This window comes from Streptomyces turgidiscabies Car8 (assembly GCF_000331005.1).
In the GTDB taxonomy this organism is placed as follows: domain Bacteria; phylum Actinomycetota; class Actinomycetes; order Streptomycetales; family Streptomycetaceae; genus Streptomyces; species Streptomyces turgidiscabies.
This window is the reverse complement of record NZ_AEJB01000295.1, coordinates 1-18549: the sequence shown is the minus strand read 5'-3', so window position 1 is coordinate 18549 and position 18549 is coordinate 1. Positions and strand designations below refer to the sequence as shown.

Genomic DNA, 18549 nt, shown 5'->3' with positions numbered 1-18549 from the left:
GTACGTGCTGGACGCCCTTGCGGGTGGTGCGCGTCAGCCGACGGCGACACCCTTCGAGCGGAGGTACCCGACCGGGTCGATGTCGGAGCCGTAGTCCGGAGTGGTGCGGATCTCGAAGTGCAGGTGCGGTCCGGTCACGTTGCCCGTGGCGCCGGAGAGACCGACCTGCTGCCCCTCGCTCACGGCCTGGCCGGCCGAGACGGAGAGCTGGGAGAGGTGGGCGTACTGGGCGTAGTAGCCGTCGGCGAGCTTGATGACGACCTGGTTGCCGTACGCACCGCCCCAGCCGGCGGAGACGACGGTGCCGGCGCCGACCGCCTTGAGGGAGGTGCCGGTGGGGACGACGAAGTCGACGCCCGTGTGGTAGCCGCTGGACCACATGCTGCCCGCCACCCGGTAACCGGTGCCGATGGTGGCGCCGGTCACGGGGAGGGTGAAGCCGCTGGCACTGCTGGAGCTGCTGGTGTCGGCGGCCTCGGTCGTCGTGGAGGTCTCGGCAGTCGCGCTCTCGGCGGCAGGCTTGGACTCCGCCTTCCGCGTGGCCTTCGAGGAGGACGAGGGCTCCACGGAAGACGAGGAGGACGAAGAGGTCGACGCCGCCTTCTTGCCGATCGTCAGCTTCAGACCGGGGTGGATCAGGCTCGGATCGGCGCCGATGGCGGTCCGGTTGTCCGAGTAGAGCTTCTGCCAGCCACCGCTGACGCTCTGCTCCTGGGCGATCTTCGAGAGGTAGTCGCCGGCCTGGACCGCGTAGGTCCTGACACCCGACTTCTTCGCTGCGGCAGCCTTTTCGGTCTTTGCCGTCTTCGCGGAGACGGAATCCACCGTTACGGACTTGGCCGATTCCGAAAGCGACTGAACAGCCTGAGTCGTGGACTCCGCCGTGGCCGCGTGGGCGCCGGTGGCTCCCAGCAACGGCAGGGCGAGAGCCGCTCCGCCGGTTCCGGCGGCGGCTATCGAGCGAGTGAATCGCTGGGACTTCGGACGGCGGTGCTTACCCTTCGCGGGCATGACGAATTCCTCTCCGTCGCCTGCGAGGTGAGCTGTCGGGTGCGGACTGGAGATGTCCGGCCACGCCTGAACGTGACTTAACCCCAAGCCTGTTCCAGAGACCGGAACAGGCGTTCTGCCTGTGGGTCCCCCGCTCCTGCCGTACTCGGGTGTTCGATGGGGGGTCCGGGCGGCGGCAGGATTGGGCGTCCGTCCGGATTGGTGGCGAACGTAAGCGACCAAGACGCACGGAAACAAGCCTCAGGTTCCCTGTGTACGGGTTTCCTGTGATCCTCCCCGGAATTCCCGGTCACTGTCCGTGAATTCCGGATCTTTCAGCCCCTTGAACTTCCTTTAATCACGCCGAAATTACGTGAACATGACGGCGACACACCGTCACGAATATGACGCTGCTCACGCACCCGATTCACAGCAACCCCCATTTCCCGGCGAGTTGGAATTAAGGTGCGATAACGGACAGAAGCATCAGATGCGACGCAGTCGGAAAACTGCCGCATCAAGGTCACCCTTCAGTCCGGTTCGCAGGCCGCGATGCAACAGCACGGCCCCTCGATGAACTTCGCCCGTTTCGCGGCATTCGTACATCGCCGACGGGTCGAGTCCGCGCAGCCGCAGCGCCGGGAGCGGCTCACCGTGGTGCTGCGCCTGGAGCCAGGCGAGGACGACGGTCTCGTCCCCGAACACGTACTGCACCGCACTCAGTCCACCGGTCGGCCGCCGCAGCCGGTAGAGGTCGCCGCGCTGCACGACGGGCCGGATCTCCTTGTAGAGCCCCACCCACTCTCCGGCCTCGGCCAGTTCCTCCTCCGTCCATCGGGTGAGGTCGCCGCCGACGCCGAGCACCCCGGCCATGGCACTGACGAACCGGAACCGCAGGGAGCTGACCCGGCCGTTGAGCTGGGTGTTCGGACTGTCCGTGACCCAGGCGGCCATGACCCGCGCCGGATGGATCTGACTGAAACCCTCCTGGATGGCGAGGCGGTCAAGCGGGTCGGTGTTGTCGGAGGTCCACACCTGGTCCGTGCGGGCGAGGACACCGAGGTCGATCCGGCCACCGCCACCCGAGCAGGACTCGAAGGCGACGCCGGGGTGCGCCTCCCGCAGCCGGTCCAGCAGGGCGTACAGCCCGTGCACATGGTCGACCCACAGACGCTGAGGGTAGTCCTCACCCGGCCAGCCGGCGTCGGTGAAACAGCGGTTGAAGTCCCACTTCACATAGTCGATCGGGGCGCTGGAGAGCAGCCCGTCGAGCTGCTCCCAGAGATACTCGCGGACATCCTCGCGCGCGAGGTTCAGGACGAGCTGATTGCGGAACTCCGTCCGCTTTCGTCCCGACTGGAACTGCACCCAGTCGGGGTGCGCGCGGTACAGGTCGCTGTCCGGGTTGACCATCTCCGGCTCGACCCAGATGCCGAACTGCATCCCCAGGGCGTGCACGTACTCGGCGAGTGGCTTCACCCCCGACGGGAAGCGGTCCGGGTTCGGCGTCCAGTCACCGAGTCCCGCCCGGTCGCTGGTGCGGGCCCCGAACCAGCCGTCGTCCACGACGAACAGCTCGACGCCCATCGCGGCGGCCCGCCGGGCCAGGGTCCCCTGCTGCTCCTCGGAGATGTCGAACTCCGTGGCCTCCCAGGAGTTGTAGAGCACGGGCCGGTCCCGGTCAGCGTCGGGGACGACGAACGCGCGCTGGTACGTGTGCCACGCCCGGCTCGCCCCGCCGTGCCCCGAGTCGGTCCACAGCCCCGCGAAGACGGGCGTGGTGAAGGACTCGCCCGCCGCCAGGCGCAGCAGGCCCGAGTCGTCGTATCCGGCGCCGCCGGTGATCTGCACGCGCGCGTCGGGCAGCTGAGCGACGGCGATCCGCCAGGAGCCGGACCAGCCGAGCGCGCACGCGTACACCTCGCCGTGCTCCTCGGTCGCGTCGGTGTCGAGCGCCGCCCAGGGCAGGTGCTGGTGCCCCGTGTGGCCGCGCCTGCTGCCGATGACCTTCTCACCGTAGGTGAGGTCCGTCCGCACGAGGCGGGACTCGGCGGCCCAGCGTCCATGGAGCTGGGAGAGGCGCCAGCCGTCGCGCTCGGGAAGCGTCCAGGTGGCGGAGTCCGCGCGGAGCAGCTCCAGCGGGCCGGTTCCCTCGGGCATGTCATGGGCGAGGGTCACCCAGCGCTCCACCACGTCGTGGCGCATCCGGTAGTGGAGCGTGATCGCCAGCCCCGCGTCACGGAACCGCAGCCGCAGTTCGTCGCCGTCGTCGCCCTCGGTCTCGTACGCCTCGAAGCGCCACTCGGTGCCCCGGCGCTCGTCGCCGCGCACGGACAGCGCGGGCCGTACGAAGCGGGGGCCGCCCTCGACCGGGTACTCCTCGTGACCGTCGAGCGGGGCCTCGAAGGGCCAGTAGTCCGGCAGCGGACGGACGGCGAGCGCCTCGGCGTCCGCGAGGGCGATCCGCGGGCCCCAGTGCAGATGGAGCAGTTCGTCGTCCTCGGTGAGATGGACGGCGTAGCTGCTCGTTGGCCCCGAGAGAAGCCACGTACGACCGGTTCCGGCAATTTCCAGCATCATGTCCCCACAGATCCGAACAGGCACGCTCAAGCATCAACATCATCAGTGCCACGGCGGCCGACGGCAACGCCTGTGGAAAACTCATTGGCCTGCTCACCCATGTCGTATCGTCGAAGCGTGCCCGCCGACGAGCAGCGTCCGCGGGGCGGTGTGGGAGGGGAGCCCTCGTGACGCAGCAGGTCCCGTCGACCGAGCCCGAGCTGGGCGGCGTACGAAACTTCCGTGACGTGGGCGGGATGCCGACGGTGGACGGTCGGCGCGTGGCGCACGGACGGCTGTTCCGCAGCGGTCATCTCGCGCACGCGACCGATGAGGACGCGGTGTTTCTCGGCTCCCTCGGGCTGCACACCATCTTCGACTTCCGCAACGCGGCGGACATCGGGCTGGAAGGTCACGACATCGCGCTGCCGGGCGTGCGGAACCTGAACATCCCGCTGTCCGACCCGGCGGACGGCGCGGAGTTCTGGAAGATGGTCCGGGACGGCGATCTGGACGAGCTGCGCGGCCTGCTGGCCGACGGCAAGGGCGAGCAGCGGATGATCAACTCCTATCGCGAGATCGTCAGGGACCGCACGGCCGAGCACTCCCGGATGCTCCACGCGCTCGCCGAGGACAGTGTCCCGGCGCTGATGCACTGTGCGGCCGGCAAGGACCGTGCGGGCCTGTCCATCGCGGTGACACTGCTCGCCATCGGGGTGGAGCGCGACGCCATCGTGGCCGACTACATGGAGTCGAACGCGCAGCACCGCCGCTACAAGGTGCGCCGCAACGGCTCCGCGGACAAGGCTTACACCCCTGAGGTCCTGGAACTCCTCAACCCGCTCTTCGGCACCCGCCCCGAGTATCTGACGGCGGCCATGAAGATGGTCGAGGAGACCTGGGGCGACGTCGACAGCTACCTGGAGCAGGGGCTGGGCGTCACCCCCGAGACGCGGGAGCGGCTGCGGGAGCGGTTCCTCGACTGACCTGCTCCCCGCCCCCCTCGTCGCCCGTCACTGCTTCGCGCCCACCTCGAACAGCAGGTAGATGAAGCCGGCGAAGAGGTGTCCGACCGCGATGTAGATGATCAGCCGGACCCACAGGGCCCGGGGGAACTTCTCCTCCATGTCCGTCATGGCGTCACTCCAGTGGTAGGGCCGATGCAGAGGCCGGCGGTGGGGCTCTGCAGCAGGGTGTGGACGAAGAGCAGGTCGGTGCCGTCCCGGCCGTCGGCGGCGAGGCGGTGCGGGGTCAGCGAGTCGAAGTGCGCGCTGTCGCCGGACGCGAGGACGTGCGTGGTGTCGCCGAGGCTCAGCCGCAGCCGCCCCGTGAGGACGTACAGCCATTCCTCACCGGGATGGACACGCACGATGTCGCCCTGCGCCCCGTGCGGCACATGGACGCGCAGGGCCTGCATTCCGCGTCCGGACGCACCGGCCTGCCAGTAGGACCAGCCGCCCGCGGCCGTCGGCTCCATGTCCGCGGCACGCACGATGGCGTCCCGGTCGGCGACGGTCTCGCCGAGCAGTTCGGAGACCGTCGTGCCGTAGATACGGGCGAGCCCCAGCAGCACCGGCAGGGACGGCTGGCGCTGCCCGGTCTCCAGGCGCGAGAGGTGGGCCGGCGACAGTCCGGCGGCCCTGGCCGCGGCCTCCAGGGTGAGAGAGGCCCGGCGGCGCAGCACACGCAGTCGCGGTGCGAGAATGGGTAGATCCTCGACCGGCTCGGCGGCAGCCCCGGGCGTCCGCGGGGTTTCGGCTTCGGGAAGGCTCATGCCCTCCATTCAGCCGCACCCTTACCTCTGAGGCAAATTTGTTGCCCCAGAGGCAAAAAGTGCGCCTACCTGTTGGCCACGGCCTGCTTGACCAGCGTCTTTCCGAAGTCCCACATCAGCCCGCTCCCGCTGTGCGCGTCGTCCATCACGGCGGTGAAGGCGTCCACGAAGCGGTCCACCTCGCTCTCGCCGACGACCAGCGGCGGAATCAGTTTGATCACCTCCAGGTGATCGCCGGAGACCTGGGTCAGGATCCGGTGGCGTTGCAGCAGCGGCACGACGACCATCTGGGCGAACAGCCCCTTGCGTGCGGCCTGCAGCATCGTCCAACGGCTGCGCAGCTTCAGCGACTTGGGCTTCCCGAACTCGATGCCGATCATCAGGCCCCGGCCGCGTACGTCGGCCAGCAGCTCGTACTTGTCGACCAGCGCCGCCAGCCGGGACTTCAACAGCTCCCCCGTCGCCCGGGCGCCCGCGACGATCTGCTCGTTCTCCATGACCGACAGCACGGCGAGGCCCGCCGCCATGGCCTGGGCGTTGCCTCCGAAACTGGCCGAGTGCACGAGGACGCGGTCGATCGACGAGTAGACCTTCTTGAAGATCCACTCCTTGCCGATCGTGGCGCCCACGGGCACATATCCGCCGGACAGCGCCTTCGCCACGCACACCAGGTCCGGCTCGACCCCGTCCTCGTGCTGGTAGGCGTAGAAGTCGCCGGTCCGCCCGAGCCCGGTCTGCACCTCGTCCGCGATGAGCAGTCCTTTGTGCCTGTGCAGCAGCTCCTGGGCAGCACGCAGATACCCGGTTGGAGCCGCGTGCACGCCCTTGCCCTGGATCGGCTCGACGATCAGGGCGGCCACGTCGCCCTTCTTCAACTCCCGTGCCAGGGCGTCGAGATCACCGAGGGGGACGGCGGTGTCGGGCAGCAGCGGGGCGAAGCCGTCCCGGAAGCCGGCCTCGCCGTTGACGGAGAGGGAGCCGGTGGTCAGGCCGTGGAAGGCGTGCGCGCAGTACAGGACGCGCGGCTTCCCGGTGGCGTACCGGGCGAACTTGAGCGCGGTCTCCACCGCCTCCGTGCCACTGTTGCCGAAGAACACCCGGTCCAGGTGGGGACTGTGGGTGAGGAGCCGCTCGGCGAGCAGCCCGGGCAGCGGCGGGCAGTCGAAGCGGGTGAGGTCGGCGAGCCGGGCGTCGAGGACGTCGTGCAGCGCCTTGCGGACGACGGGGTGATGGCGGCCGAGGCCCATCACTCCGAACCCGGCGAGCATGTCGAGGTAGTCGTTGCCGTCGGCGTCCCAGAAGTACGCGCCCTCGGCCCGCTCGTAGACCTTGTCGAAGCCGATGGTGTGCAGCATGCGCGGGAGCTGGTGGTTGAGATGCCTGGTGTGCAGCTCGTAGCGTTCGGCACCGCGCTCGGCGAGCAGCGCGCCGAGGTCGAACTCCCCCGCCGGGGAACCGGGTTCAGCGGTTGTCATTCCTGTTTCTCCTTGGCCTTCCCCTTGTGCTTCCCCTGGGACCGTTCTTCCTTGGCGGCCAGCCCGGCGCCGATGCGTCCGGCGATCTCGACGGGCGTGAGACCGATGTCGGCGAGCAGCTCGCCCCGCTTGCCGTGCGCGAGGAACTGCTCCGGTATGCCGAACCGCCGTACGGGCACGTCGACTTCGGCGTCACCGAGTGCCAGCGCCACGGCGGCCCCGACCCCGGAGGCGCGGCTGTTGTCCTCGACGACGGCCACCATGCGGTGCTCGGCGGCCAGGCCCGGCAACGCAGGGTCGACGGGCTTGACCCAACGCGGGTCCACGACCGTGCACTTGATGCCGCGCGCGGCCAGCAGGTCGGCGGCCTGCAGGCACACCGGGGCCATCACGCCTACGGCCACGAGCAGCACGTCGGCCGGCTCCCCGGACCGGTGCAGCACATGCATCCCGCCCACATGGCCGACCGCCTCGACCGCCGGCCCCACCGACTCCTTGGGGAACCGGATGAGCGTAGGCGCGTCGTCGACGGCCACCGCCTCCCGCAACTGGGCGCGGAGCTGGTCGGCGTCACGCGGCGCGGCGATTCTCAGGCCGGGCACGACCTGGAGGATGGACAGGTCCCACATACCGTTGTGCGAGGCCCCGTCGACCCCCGTGACGCCGGCACGGTCCAGCACGAACGTCACCCCGCACCGGTGCAGCGCGACGTCCATCAGCAGCTGGTCGAAGGCACGGTTGAGGAAGGTGGCGTACACGGCGACGACAGGATGCAGACCGCCGGTGGCGAGGCCCGCCGCAGACACCGCCGCGTGCTGCTCGGCGATCCCGACGTCCCACACCCGGTCGGGGAACCGCTCGGCGAATTTACCGAGGCCCACGGGATGCAGCATGGCCGCCGTGATGGCGACGACGTCGTCCCGCTCCTCCCCGATCCGGACGATCTCGTCGCCGAAAACCGACGTCCAGGAAGGCCCGTTGGAAGGCGCGAGCGGTTCGCAGGTGAGCGGGTCCATCACCCCGACGGTGTGGAAGTGGTCCTCCTCGTGCGAGCGCGCGGGCTCGTAGCCGCGCCCCTTCTCCGTAAGGCAGTGGACGAGAACGGGCCCGTGGAACCGCTTCGCGCGCCGCAGCGCGGACTCCACCGCCCCGATGTCGTGCCCGTCGATCGGGCCGACGTACTTCAGCCCCAGGTCCTCGAACATGCCCTGCGGATTGAACGCGTCCTTGAACCCCTTCTTCGCGCCGTGCAGCGACTCGTAGAGGGTGTTGCCGATGACAGGGGTGCGCAGCAGCACGTCCTTGCCCCAGGCCAGCACCTGCTCGTAGCTGTCCGTCGTGCGCAGGGTCGCGAGGTGGTTGGCGAGGCCGCCGATGGTGGGTGAGTAGGAGCGTTCGTTGTCGTTGACGACGATGATCAGGGGCCGGTCCTTGGCCGCCGCGATGTTGTTGAGCGCCTCCCAGGCCATCCCGCCGGTGAGCGCGCCGTCCCCGATGACCGCGACGACATGCCCCTGCTCACCCTGCACCTGGCGGGCCTTGGCGAGCCCGTCGGCCCAGCCGAGCGCGGTGGACGCGTGGCTGTTCTCGATGACGTCGTGCTCGGACTCCGCACGGGAGGGATAGCCGGACAGACCGCCCTTGCCCCGCAGCTTGGAGAAGTCCTGACGCCCTGTCAGAAGTTTGTGGACGTAGCTCTGATGGCCGGTGTCCCACAGGATGCGGTCGACCGGTGACTCGAAGACCCGGTGGAGCGCGACGGTGAGTTCCACCACTCCCAGGTTGGGCCCGAGATGGCCGCCGGTCCTGGCGACCGCGTGCACCAGGAACTCGCGTATCTCGTCGGACAGTTCACCGAGTTCCGCCTCGGACAGCGCCTTCAGGTCGCGTGGTCCCCGGATGTTCTCCAGAATCGTCACGCTCGGGCCCCCTTCTCTTCCGTACGCTTCAGGCCGTGCTGTTCAGCTCACGGTGACCGCCGGTTCCCCCGACGCGACGCCGTCCTGCTCCATCTGTTCGGCGATCTTCATCGCCTCCTCGATCAGGGTCTCGACGATCTTCGACTCGGGCACGGTCTTGATGACCTCGCCCTTCACGAAGATCTGCCCCTTGCCGTTGCCGGAGGCGACCCCGAGGTCGGCTTCCCGCGCCTCGCCGGGGCCGTTGACGACGCAGCCCATGACCGCGACGCGCAAGGGCACCTCCATGCCCTCAAGACCGGCCGTGACCTGGTCGGCGAGCTTGTAGACGTCGACCTGGGCCCGCCCACAGGACGGGCATGACACGATCTCCAGCCGCCGTTGCCGCAGGTTCAGCGACTCCAGGATCTGGATGCCGACCTTGACCTCCTCGACCGGCGGCGCCGACAGCGAGACGCGGATGGTGTCCCCGATGCCCTCACTCAGCAACGCCCCGAAGGCGACAGCGGACTTGATGGTCCCCTGGAAGGCGGGACCGGCCTCGGTGACGCCCAGGTGGAGCGGGTAGTCGCACCGTTCGGCGAGCAGCCGGTAGGCGTTGACCATGATCACCGGGTCGTTGTGCTTGACGGAGATCTTGATGTCCCGGAAGTCGTGCTCCTCGAAGAGCGACGCCTCCCACAGCGCCGACTCGACGAGCGCCTCCGGCGTCGCCTTCCCGTACTTCTGGAGCAGCCTCCGGTCCAGCGAACCGGCGTTGACCCCGATCCGGATCGGCGTGCCGTGCTCCTTGGCGGCGCGGGCGATCTCCTTCACCTTGTCGTCGAACTGCTTGATGTTGCCGGGGTTGACGCGGACTGCGGCGCAGCCCGCGTCGATCGCGGCGAACACGTACTTCGGCTGGAAGTGGATGTCGGCGATCACCGGGATCTGCGACTTGCGCGCGATGGTCGCCAGCGCGTCCGCGTCGTCCTGCGTGGGGCAGGCGACGCGGACGATCTGGCAGCCGGACGCCGTGAGTTCGGCGATCTGCTGGAGGGTGGCGCCGATGTCCGACGTACGCGTCGTCGTCATCGACTGCACCGACACGGGGGCCCCGCCCCCGACCGCCACCGGCCCGACCTCGATCCGCCGGGAGACCCGGCGATCGGCGATCGGACGGACCGGTACCTCGGGAACGCCCAAGGAGACGGCGGTCACGACGTCACTCCCTGTTTCCGGAAACGGTCTCGCGCATGGCGCGCAGGGACTCCTTCAGGGAACCCATGGTGGCCATGACGGCCGTCGGCTCGTAGCCGCAGTGCGCCATGCAGTTGGCGCACCGGTCGTCCTTGCCGCGGCCGTAGGAGTCCCAGTCGGTCTTCTCGATGAGGTCCTTGTACGTCGTCACGTACCCGTCGCTCATCAGGTAGCAGGGCTTCTGCCAGCCGAACAGCGAGTAGTTGGGGATCGCCCACGCCGTGCACGGAAAGTCGACCTTGCCCTCCAGGAAGTCCAGGAAGAGCGGGGAGTGGTTGAGCCGCCAGCGTCGCCGGTTGCCGCCGCCGAAAGCCTTCTTGAACAGCTCGCGGGTCTGCTCGACGCCGAGGAAGTGCTCCTGGTCGGGTGCCTTCTCGTAGGCGTAGGCGGGCGAGATCATCATCTCGTCGACCTGGAGGTCGTCGTTGAGGAAGTTGAGCACCTCGATGATGGTCTGCGGGGTGTCGGTGTTGAAGAAGGTCGAGTTGGTGGTGACGCGGAAACCGCGCTTCTTGGCCTCCTTGATGGCGGCCACCGCCTCGTCGAACACCCCCTCCTTCGCGACGGACTCGTCGTGCCGCTCCCGCAGGCCGTCGATGTGCACGGCGAACGCGAAGTACGGCGAGGGCGTGAACTTGTCCATCTTCTTGCGGAGCAGTACGGCATTGGTGCAGAGGAAGACGTACTTCTTCCTCGCCACCAACTGCCGCACGATCTCGTCGATATGCGGATGCATCAGAGGCTCTCCGCCCGCGATGGACACCATCGGGGCCCCGGATTCGAGCACCGCCCCGACGGCCTGAGCGACCGGCATGCGCTGCTTGAGCACACCGGCCGGGTGCTGGATCTTGCCGCAGCCCTCGCACGCCAGGTTGCAGGCGTAGAGCGGTTCGAGTTCGACGATCAGCGGGAACTTGTCCCGCTTGCGGATCTTCTGTTCAGCCAAATATGTAGCGATCTTGATGGTCTGGCGGAGCGGCATGGCCATCTGACTCACCTCCTGGGGAGCAGCAAGGAACGGTGCCATTCGACAAAAGCGGGAAGGACCGAACGAAGGACGCGGAAAGCCGATATTCCACCGCGAAGCGTTCCGATCCGGACGAGTTCATGTTCTGGAGCGTCCACGACCACCCGTACGGCCGCAACGGGGCGCACGCCCGTGCGCACGGCGCTGTGGAGCGTGGCCGCCGACTCCATGTCGACCGCGATCGCGCCGGTCGCGAGCAGCTGGGACCGTTCGTGACCGCGCACGACGTGATCGGAGCCGGTGAGCGGGCCGGTGTGCACCGTCCGCCCGGGTACGGCGCGCACCAGTTCCTTGACGAGCAGTTCGGTGCCGACACAGGGTGTGGCGCCCTCCGGACCCCGGGTCTCCTCGGCGACCACCAGGTCACCGGGGTGCATACCTGGGGCGAGCCCCGCGCAGAATCCGGTGGCCAGCACGACGGCGTCGCGCAGCGCCGGGTCGGCCAGGGCCCGGGTGACGGCCGCCGAGGCCGCCTCGGGTCCCATTCCCGTACGCAGCACGGTGACGGGTCCGTCGCCGTGTCCGCCCCGGCGCAGGGCGAGCCGTTCGATACCGAGCGCACAGGCGATCAGCAGCGGGGCCGGCTCGGGCTGACGGTCCATCAGCCCCCCTTGACGTCGGCGAAGGGCTCTCCGTGGACGTACCGGCCGAGGGCGGTGAGCGGGAAGACCAGACGGTAGAGGTGGTAGTTGATGGAGAAGTCCCAGGGGAAGCCGGTGCCGGTGAAGTACGGCTCGTCCCAGGAGCCGTCCGGCAGCTGGTTCGCGGCGAGCCACTCGACACCGCGCTCGACGGCTTTCGAGTCGTGCTCCCCGGCGGCCAGCAGGGCGAGCAGGGCCCAGGCCGTCTGGGAGGGGGTCGAGGCACCCCGGCCGCTCCAGCCCGCACTGTCCTGGTAGGAGCGCAGGTCCTCGCCCCAGCCTCCGTCGTCGTTCTGGACCTTCTCCAGCCAGCCCACCGCGCGCCGGATCGCCGGGTGCGCGGCCGTCAGGCCGGCGGCGGTCAGCGCGGGCACCACCGAGCCGGTGCCGTAGACGTAGTTGACGCCCCAGCGGCCGAACCACGCACCGTTCGGCTCCTGTTCGGCGAGCAGCCACTCGATGCCGCGCCGGGTGCGCGGATCGTGGGACATGCCCTCGACGGCGAGCATCTCCACGACATGCGCGGTGACGTCGGCGGACGGCGGGTCGATGACCTCCCCGAAGTCGCAGAACGGCAGCTTGTTGGGGAGCGTGCTGGTGTTGTCCACGTCGAAGGCGCCCCAGGCGCCGTTCTTCGACTGCATGCCGAGGTTCCAGCGGACCCCGCGTCCGATGGCCTTCTCCACCCGCTCCGGATCGTGGTGCCGGACCCGGCGGAGGGCGAGGACGACCTCGGCGGTGTCGTCGATGTCGGGGTAGTTGTCGTTGTGGAACTCGAACGCCCAGCCCCCCGGTGGCAGTTCGGGCCGGCGTACGGACCAGTCGCCGGGCCGGACCACCTGCTCGCCCAGCATCCAGTCGGCTGCCTTGACCAGTTGGGGGTGGTCGGCGGGCAGGCCCGCGTCGGCGAGGGCGATGACGGCGAGGCAGGTGTCCCACACCGGCGACTGGCAGGCCTCGATCATCCGGGCGCCGTCCTCGCGCCACACCGTGAAGCGGTCCAGGGAGTCCAACCCCGCCCGCATGACCGGGTGTTCGAGGTCGTAGCCGAGCAGGTGCAGGGCGATCACCGAGTAGACGGCGGGCGGCTGGATGCCCCCCCAGCAGCCGTCGTTCTCCTGTCGCTCGATGATCCAGCGGGCGGCGGCGTTCATGGCGGCCTTGCGCAGTCTGCGTACCGCGACCTTGCGATAGCCGTGCAGAACCTTGTCGAGACGCTGGAACGCGCCGTCCCAACTTGCCAACGGGGCAAGGGACTTGCCCGGATTCGGCAGGTCGGGGTCGGTGTGCAGCTCCTCCAGCGGGAAGGGCGCCGGGCGGACCGGGCGCTTCGCGCTGACGATGGTGAGCGGCACGATGGTCTGCCGGGCCCAGCAGCCGAAGTCGTAGATGTTGAGCGGCATCCACTTCGGGAAGTAGATGAGTTCCGGCGGGAGTTCGGGAAGGTCGTCCCACTTCCACCAGCCGAACAGGGCCAGCCAGATCCGGGTGAAGACCCGGGCGGCGGCGATGCCTCCCCGGTCGCGGATCCAGGCGGACGCCCTCGCCATGTGCGGCGCTTCGGGTTCGTCTCCGGCCAGCCGCAGGGCGACGTACGCCTCGACGGTGGCGGAGAGGTCGGCGGGTCCGCCGTGGAAGGTTGCCCAGGTGCCGTCATCGCGCTGCTCGCCGCGGATGAACAACGCGGCTGCCTGGGTTGTCTGTTCGTCGCGGATGCCCAGGAACTGACGGAGCAGCAGGTCCTCGGCGTCCATGGAGACGTTGGTCTCCAGGTCGCCCTTCCACCAGCCCTGGGAGTCCTGCCGCGCGAGCAGGGAATCCGTGGCGCGCCTCATGGCACGCTCGGCGGCATCCTGAACCCCTGCCGCCACTGGGGTGTTGGTGTCGGTTTCGGTTTCGCTGGCCGAGGCAGCGCGAGGCGGGAGGGCCCCGGTGCTTCCGTCGGTCGTCGCTGTCATGGCTTCCCCTTCGTGCAGTGGCATGTCTCTGCTGATTGGGTCCGCCGTCGGCCGGTGCGCCACTGAACGCGACGCCGGCCGGCGACTACGCGAGGCTTATTCGACCGATAGTGATCATCTCTTTCGTACGACGACGAAGTCGGCGAGCGCCGTGAACTGCGCGCGCACCCGGTCGGGCATGTCGATGGCGCTGAGTGCGTCGACAGCGATGGTGTGCTGCCGGCGCGCCTCCCCGGCGGTCCATTCCCGGCCGCCCGCCTGCTCGATCAGGGCGGCGCGGGCGGCGAACTCCTCCTCGGAGAAGTTCTCGAAGTCGCTGCTCTTCGCGTCGGCGGCGAGGAGTTCACCGAGCCGCTCCGCGGCCGGGCCGCTCGCGGCGAGGGCGGCGACGACGGGCAGGGACTTCTTGCGCTGACGCAGATCGCTCCACGTCTGCTTGCCGGTGGCCTCCGGGTCGCCCCAGATGCCGAGGAGGTCGTCGACGGCCTGGAAGGCCAGGCCGAGGTGGTAGCCGTACTTCTCCAGGGTGTCGGCGGTGCGCTCGTCCGCGCCGCCGAGGACCGCGCCGATGGAGCTGGCGCAGGCGAGCAGGGCGCCGGTCTTGTTGCCCTCCATCTCCAGGCACTCCTCGACGCTCACACGGTCGCGGTGCTCGTAGGAGATGTCCTGCGCCTGGCCGTCGATGAGGGCCCGGGTCGCCGTGGTCAGACGGCGGGTGGCGCGGCCGGCCTCGACGGTGCCGAGTTCCAGGAGGATCTCGTTGGCCAGCGCGAACAGGGCGTCGCCGACCAGGATGGCCTGGGCGGGACCGTGCACCTTCCAGACGGTGTCGCGGTGACGGCGCTGTTCGTCGCCGTCCATCAGGTCGTCGTGCAGCAGCGAGAAGTTGTGCACGAGTTCGACGGCGACCGCGCCGGGGATGCCGACCTCGGGGCCGGCGCCGGTGACCTCGGCGGACAGCACGGCGAGCGCGGGACGTACGGCCTTGCCGCCGTCGCCGTCCGCGGGCCTGCCCTGGGCGTCGATCCAGCCGAAGTGGTAGGCGGAGACGGTGTCCATGGGTGCCGCGAGACGGTTGATCGCCGCCCGCAGTACCGGGGTGGCCAGGGTCCGGCCGCGCTCCAGAAGCACGGCCACATCCACGGCGTCGGCGGCTTTCGGGGCCGGGGGCACAGTGGGCACGGTCTCTCCTCTTGTTTCGGTGCTGGGGGTGCGGGGACCTGCCGTGTGCTGATGATCGAGCATCAGGCCGCCTCCTCGACATCGAAGAGATGGTGGCGAGGCCGGCCCAGGGCACTCAGCGCGGCACCGGCCGCGCCGACTCCGCTGCGGACCGCACTCTCCATGGTCGCGGGCCACCCGGTGGCGGTCCACGAGCCGGCCAGGTAGAGGCCGGCGGCGTTCGTGCGGGCGCCCGGCCGCAGCCGGCCGACGCCCGGGGTGGGGGCGAACGTCGCTGTCCGCTCCCGGGTGACGAAGAAGTCCCGTACTCCGGCGCCCCGCGCGCGGGGCAACAGCCGCTCCAGCTCCGGCAGATACCGCTCGCGCAGCGCCGCCACGGGCTCGTCGATCTCGTCGTGCGCGGCCGACTGCGACAGCGCCAGATACTGGCCGTCGCCACCGAGTCCGGACGCCTCGGTCCGGTCGAAGACCCACTGGACCGGGCTGCCGAGCGCCGCGACGAACGGCGTGTTCAGCACCTTCCGGTCGTACACCACATGCACGTTGAGGATGGGCGCGGTGCCGATCTCCAGCAGCCGTTCGGGGGCGTCCAGCGCGCCCTCCGGCAGCAGATCGTGCGCCTCGCGCTGGGCCACGGCGAGCACGACGGCGTCCACGTCGAGCGTCTCGCCGGGAACCGACACGGTCCAGCGGCCGTTCTCGTGGTGTCGGACGGAGGTGACGCGTGTACGGACTTCGGTACGCACGCCCGCGGAGTCGAGCGCCTTGCGGGCCAGAGTGTCGTGCAGTTCGCCCAGCGGGACACGCGCCCAGCCGATGTCGGCCGCGCCCGGGTCGGACAGCAGACCGGTCTTGAACACCATCGCGGCGAGCCCCAGGGACGAGTCCCCGGCCACCGCGTTGAGGGTGGCGACCCCCACCAGGTCCCACAGTGCCTCGACGGCACGCGGCGACTGACCGTGCGCGGCCAGCCAGCTGCCGAAGTTCTGCGCGTCCAGCGCCGGGTCGGCGAGGTCCAGCGCCTTGAGCGCGAGCGCGGCGCGTCCCACTCCCGCGCGGTCGGCGAGCGAGAGATGCGGATAGGTCGCCAGGCTGCGCCCGAGATGCAGAGGTACGGGCAGCGCGTCGCGCCGGAGTCTTCCCAGGCGCCGCCCGGCCGGCTTCGCCACATCGACGACAGGTACGTCGAGACGGGCCTGCACGGGTGCGAGCGCGGCGCCGTCGATGCGGTCGAGGAACCAGCGGTAGGCGGTGCAGCACCGCAGGTACACGTGCTGGCCGTTGTCGACGGTCAGTCCGTCGCGCTGGAAGGAGAAGGCGAGACCGCCGAGGCGGGGCCGGCCTTCGAGCAGCGTGACGCGGACACCGGCGTCGGCTAGCGAGAGCGCCGCCGTGATACCCGCCAGCCCGCCGCCGACCACCACGGCGCTCTTCTCACCGTGGTGCCCCGGACGTTCCCCGCGCTGCGTGCCCTCGCTCATCGCGCACTCCCCCCTGCACACCCGTCGCGCCGGACGAACGCCGCACGGCAGGCCGTTGAAGTCAGGGACGCCGTCCCCGACCGGAGGGTTGCGCGCCGGTTCGCCCCGGGCACGTCGTCTTGGACCGCATCGTCCATCAGACCCGCCTCCTGACGGCCCGCCGGGACACATGCCGGGCGTCCAGGCCGGACAGGCCGCGCACCGCGACGTACGCCTTCTCGCGTCCGGGCAGGGAGACCCGGCCGCGCAGCACGGCCTCCGGCTCGCGCTCGATGCGGTCGAGGAGCCGTCGGTAGATGCCGGCCATGGCGGCGACGCAGGCGCCGCTGCGCCGGTCGAGCATGGGCAGCAGGCGGTAGCCCTCGGCGAACAGGGTGCGGGCGCGCCGTACTTCGAAGTGGACGAGGCCCGCGAAGTCGGAGCCCTCCGGCGGGTTCGGACCGCTGAACCCGGCCGAGCAGCCGAACTTGGCGAGGTCGTCGGCGGGCAGATAGGTCCGCCCGCTGTCGGCGTCCTCGCGGATGTCCCGCAGGATGTTGGTGAGCTGGAGGGCGAGCCCCAGCGTGTCGGCGTACTCGAAGGCGCGTTCCGAGCCGCGCGCGCCCGGTTCCGTACCGAACACGCCCAGGGACAGCCGCCCGATGGCCCCGGCCACACAGCGGCAGTAGACCTTCAGGTCGTCCCAGGTCTCGTACGTCTCGCCGTGTACGTCCATCACGACGCCGTCGATGAGTTCGTCGAGGCCGCCGAGGGGGATGGGGAAGTGTGTTCCCGCGTGGCTGAGGGCGACCGCGACCGGGTCGGTGTCGTCCTCGTCGACCGCGCCCGCGCGCACCCGGGCGAGCAGTGCTCTGGTGTCCTCCAGCCGTGCCGCCTTGACCTCGGGGGCCAGCGGGCCGTCACCGATGTCGTCGACGCGGCGCGAGAACGCGTACAGGGCCGACATCGCGCGCCGCTTCGACGTCGGCAGCAGTCTGATGCCGTACGCGAAGTTGCGGGCCTGCTGCCCGGTGATGGACTCGCAGTAGCTGTAGGCGGCGAGTACCGGTGCGGACACGTGTGGTTCCGACTCCACGCTCCGGATCACCCCTCTCCTCGCAGGGTTGTGCCCACCTCGCGCAGCAACTGGACTCTGCCGGGCTTGGGCGGGCCGGGAAGTACGTCGTATTCGGCGGCGGCGATCGCGTGGATCGCCGCCTTTCCCCCCGCCACGAACCCCGCGAGCAGCAGCTTCAGCCTGCCGTGGACGCTACCCACGAGGGGGGTGCCTTCATTCAGCAGACGGCGCGCGCGTTCCGCCTCGTAGGCGATCAGGGCGCGCGTAGACGCGCCCGCGGTGGGAGCGGCGAGATCCGCCTCCTGGACATGGAAGCGCTTCATGTCCTGGGCGGGCAGATAGATCCGGTCGCGGCCGAGGTCCTCGGCGACGTCCTGGAGGTGCTCGACGATCTGGAGGGCGGTGCACACGGCGTCGGAGCGGCGGATCCGCTCGGGCGTCGCGGTGCCGGTGACGGCGAGGACGAGGCGGCCGACAGGGTTGGCGGACAACTCGCAGTAGGCGAGGAGGTCGTCGTACGTCTCGTACCGCTTGACCAGCTGGTCCTGGCGGTTGGCGGCGATCAGGCCGAGGAACGGCTCGGGGGTGAGCGAGCGGCCTCGGACGGTCGGCTGCAGCCGGCGCAACAGAGGGTGGCGCGGGGTGCCGCCGAAGACCCTGCGCAGGTCGGCCTCGAACGCGTCGAGGAGGACGAGCCGGTCGTCGGCCTCCGCGGGGGCCACTCCCAGCAGGCGGGCGTCGGCACCGCCGGGGGCGAGGTCGCCGTCGCCGATGTCGTCGACCAGGCGGGCGAAGCCGTAGACGGCCATGAGGTCGGTGCGCCAGGCCCTGGGCAGGAAGAACGGTGCCACGGGGAAGTTCTCGTGCGCGGCCTTGTCGAGCGTGCCGCGCTCCGGATCGTCGGTCCGCATGGGGCCGGTTGCCGTCACCGTTCGCTGCCCGGGGCGGGGACGGCGCACGCTGTGGGGAGCTGGGGAGTTTCCGAAGCCATCGCCGTCACATCTCCCGTTCTACACTGCGGACCCAATGGGCACTATTTCGGACACGCCGCCCAGCCCTCCACGCGGCGGTCCGATGCCGGGTGTCGCGTGTTATCGCCCCACTTGCCGCGATTCAGCACTGGTACAGCTTACGTTGTACAACGCGACATGGTCCGTCGGGGTGTCCGGCGCATCACAAGAACACACCGATTGGCGTCAAGATTCCTAGGGTGCCGGGGAGTTGACGTTTCCTTTGCAGACGCGGGG

The 18549-nt window shown here is 69.8% G+C and carries 16 protein-coding genes and 1 riboswitch; of the genes, 1 reads left to right on the top strand and 15 read right to left on the bottom strand.

Annotated features, from left to right (window positions below):
* Nucleotides 1-33: 33 nt before the first annotated feature.
* Both STRTUCAR8_RS19560 and STRTUCAR8_RS19555 read right to left on the bottom strand, forming a co-directional pair.
* Nucleotides 34-1011, bottom strand: a complete 978-nt coding sequence (locus tag STRTUCAR8_RS19560; protein WP_006377578.1) for a M23 family metallopeptidase — start codon at nt 1009-1011, stop codon at nt 34-36.
* A gap of 2 nt (nt 1012-1013) precedes the next feature.
* Nucleotides 1014-1173: riboswitch (cyclic di-AMP (ydaO/yuaA leader) on the bottom strand.
* Nucleotides 1174-1476: 303 nt separating this feature from the next.
* Nucleotides 1477-3567, bottom strand: a complete 2091-nt coding sequence (locus tag STRTUCAR8_RS19555; protein ID WP_006377567.1) for an alpha-galactosidase — start codon at nt 3565-3567, stop codon at nt 1477-1479.
* A 170-nt stretch (nt 3568-3737) separates the two neighbouring features.
* On the opposite strand from STRTUCAR8_RS19555, the gene STRTUCAR8_RS19550 reads away from it, so the two are divergent.
* Nucleotides 3738-4535: a tyrosine-protein phosphatase gene (locus tag STRTUCAR8_RS19550; RefSeq protein WP_006377569.1), complete on the top strand. Its 798-nt coding sequence runs from the start codon at nt 3738-3740 to the stop codon at nt 4533-4535.
* 27 nt (nt 4536-4562) lie between these two features.
* Here STRTUCAR8_RS19550 and STRTUCAR8_RS19545 read toward each other — a convergent pair whose 3' ends face one another.
* The 13 genes from STRTUCAR8_RS19545 to hpnC all read right to left on the bottom strand — a co-directional run bounded on the left by STRTUCAR8_RS19545 (nt 4563) and on the right by hpnC (nt 18213).
* Nucleotides 4563-4685, bottom strand: a complete 123-nt coding sequence (locus STRTUCAR8_RS19545; RefSeq protein WP_006377565.1) for a DUF6126 family protein — start codon at nt 4683-4685, stop codon at nt 4563-4565.
* Nucleotides 4682-5323, bottom strand: a complete 642-nt coding sequence (locus STRTUCAR8_RS19540) for a helix-turn-helix domain-containing protein (RefSeq protein ID WP_044472489.1) — start codon at nt 5321-5323, stop codon at nt 4682-4684. Before STRTUCAR8_RS19540 ends, STRTUCAR8_RS19545 begins: the two co-directional genes overlap by 4 nt.
* 65 nt (nt 5324-5388) lie before the next feature.
* Entirely contained in the window at nt 5389-6798 is a 1410-nt protein-coding gene (locus STRTUCAR8_RS19535; RefSeq protein WP_006377579.1) for an aspartate aminotransferase family protein, read from the bottom strand.
* On the bottom strand, nt 6795-8717 hold the full coding sequence (gene dxs, locus STRTUCAR8_RS19530; protein ID WP_006377580.1) for a 1-deoxy-D-xylulose-5-phosphate synthase: 1923 nt from the start codon (nt 8715-8717) through the stop codon (nt 6795-6797). Before dxs ends, STRTUCAR8_RS19535 begins: the two co-directional genes overlap by 4 nt.
* Nucleotides 8718-8759: 42 nt before the next feature.
* Complete coding sequence (gene ispG / locus STRTUCAR8_RS19525; protein ID WP_006377577.1) at nt 8760-9917, bottom strand: flavodoxin-dependent (E)-4-hydroxy-3-methylbut-2-enyl-diphosphate synthase; 1158 nt, start codon at nt 9915-9917, stop codon at nt 8760-8762.
* A gap of 4 nt (nt 9918-9921) precedes the next feature.
* A complete protein-coding gene (gene hpnH / locus STRTUCAR8_RS19520; protein ID WP_006377566.1) occupies nt 9922-10944 on the bottom strand; it encodes an adenosyl-hopene transferase HpnH in 1023 nt (340 codons plus the stop codon).
* Nucleotides 10945-10949: 5 nt separating this feature from the next.
* Nucleotides 10950-11585 (bottom strand): phosphorylase family protein, encoded by a 636-nt coding sequence (locus tag STRTUCAR8_RS19515; RefSeq protein ID WP_006377571.1) that lies wholly within the window; start codon nt 11583-11585, stop codon nt 10950-10952.
* Nucleotides 11585-13582 (bottom strand): squalene--hopene cyclase, encoded by a 1998-nt coding sequence (shc, locus tag STRTUCAR8_RS19510; RefSeq protein WP_044472488.1) that lies wholly within the window; start codon nt 13580-13582, stop codon nt 11585-11587. The genes STRTUCAR8_RS19515 and shc overlap by 1 nt, the downstream gene beginning before the upstream one ends.
* Before the next feature lie 114 nt (nt 13583-13696).
* Nucleotides 13697-14764 carry a polyprenyl synthetase family protein gene (locus STRTUCAR8_RS19505; protein WP_006377568.1) on the bottom strand — a complete coding sequence of 356 codons (1068 nt, stop codon included), beginning with the start codon at nt 14762-14764 and terminating at the stop codon, nt 13697-13699.
* 62 nt (nt 14765-14826) lie between these two features.
* Nucleotides 14827-16245: a hydroxysqualene dehydroxylase HpnE gene (gene hpnE, locus STRTUCAR8_RS19500; protein ID WP_006377575.1), complete on the bottom strand. Its 1419-nt coding sequence runs from the start codon at nt 16243-16245 to the stop codon at nt 14827-14829.
* Entirely contained in the window at nt 16242-16382 is a 141-nt protein-coding gene (locus STRTUCAR8_RS55675; RefSeq protein WP_407705417.1) for a DUF6380 family protein, read from the bottom strand. The genes hpnE and STRTUCAR8_RS55675 overlap by 4 nt, the downstream gene beginning before the upstream one ends.
* Nucleotides 16382-17332 (bottom strand): presqualene diphosphate synthase HpnD, encoded by a 951-nt coding sequence (hpnD, locus tag STRTUCAR8_RS19495; RefSeq protein WP_006377572.1) that lies wholly within the window; start codon nt 17330-17332, stop codon nt 16382-16384. Before hpnD ends, STRTUCAR8_RS55675 begins: the two co-directional genes overlap by 1 nt.
* Nucleotides 17329-18213 (bottom strand): squalene synthase HpnC, encoded by an 885-nt coding sequence (hpnC, locus tag STRTUCAR8_RS19490; protein WP_006377574.1) that lies wholly within the window; start codon nt 18211-18213, stop codon nt 17329-17331. Before hpnC ends, hpnD begins: the two co-directional genes overlap by 4 nt.
* Nucleotides 18214-18549: the final 336 nt, after the last annotated feature.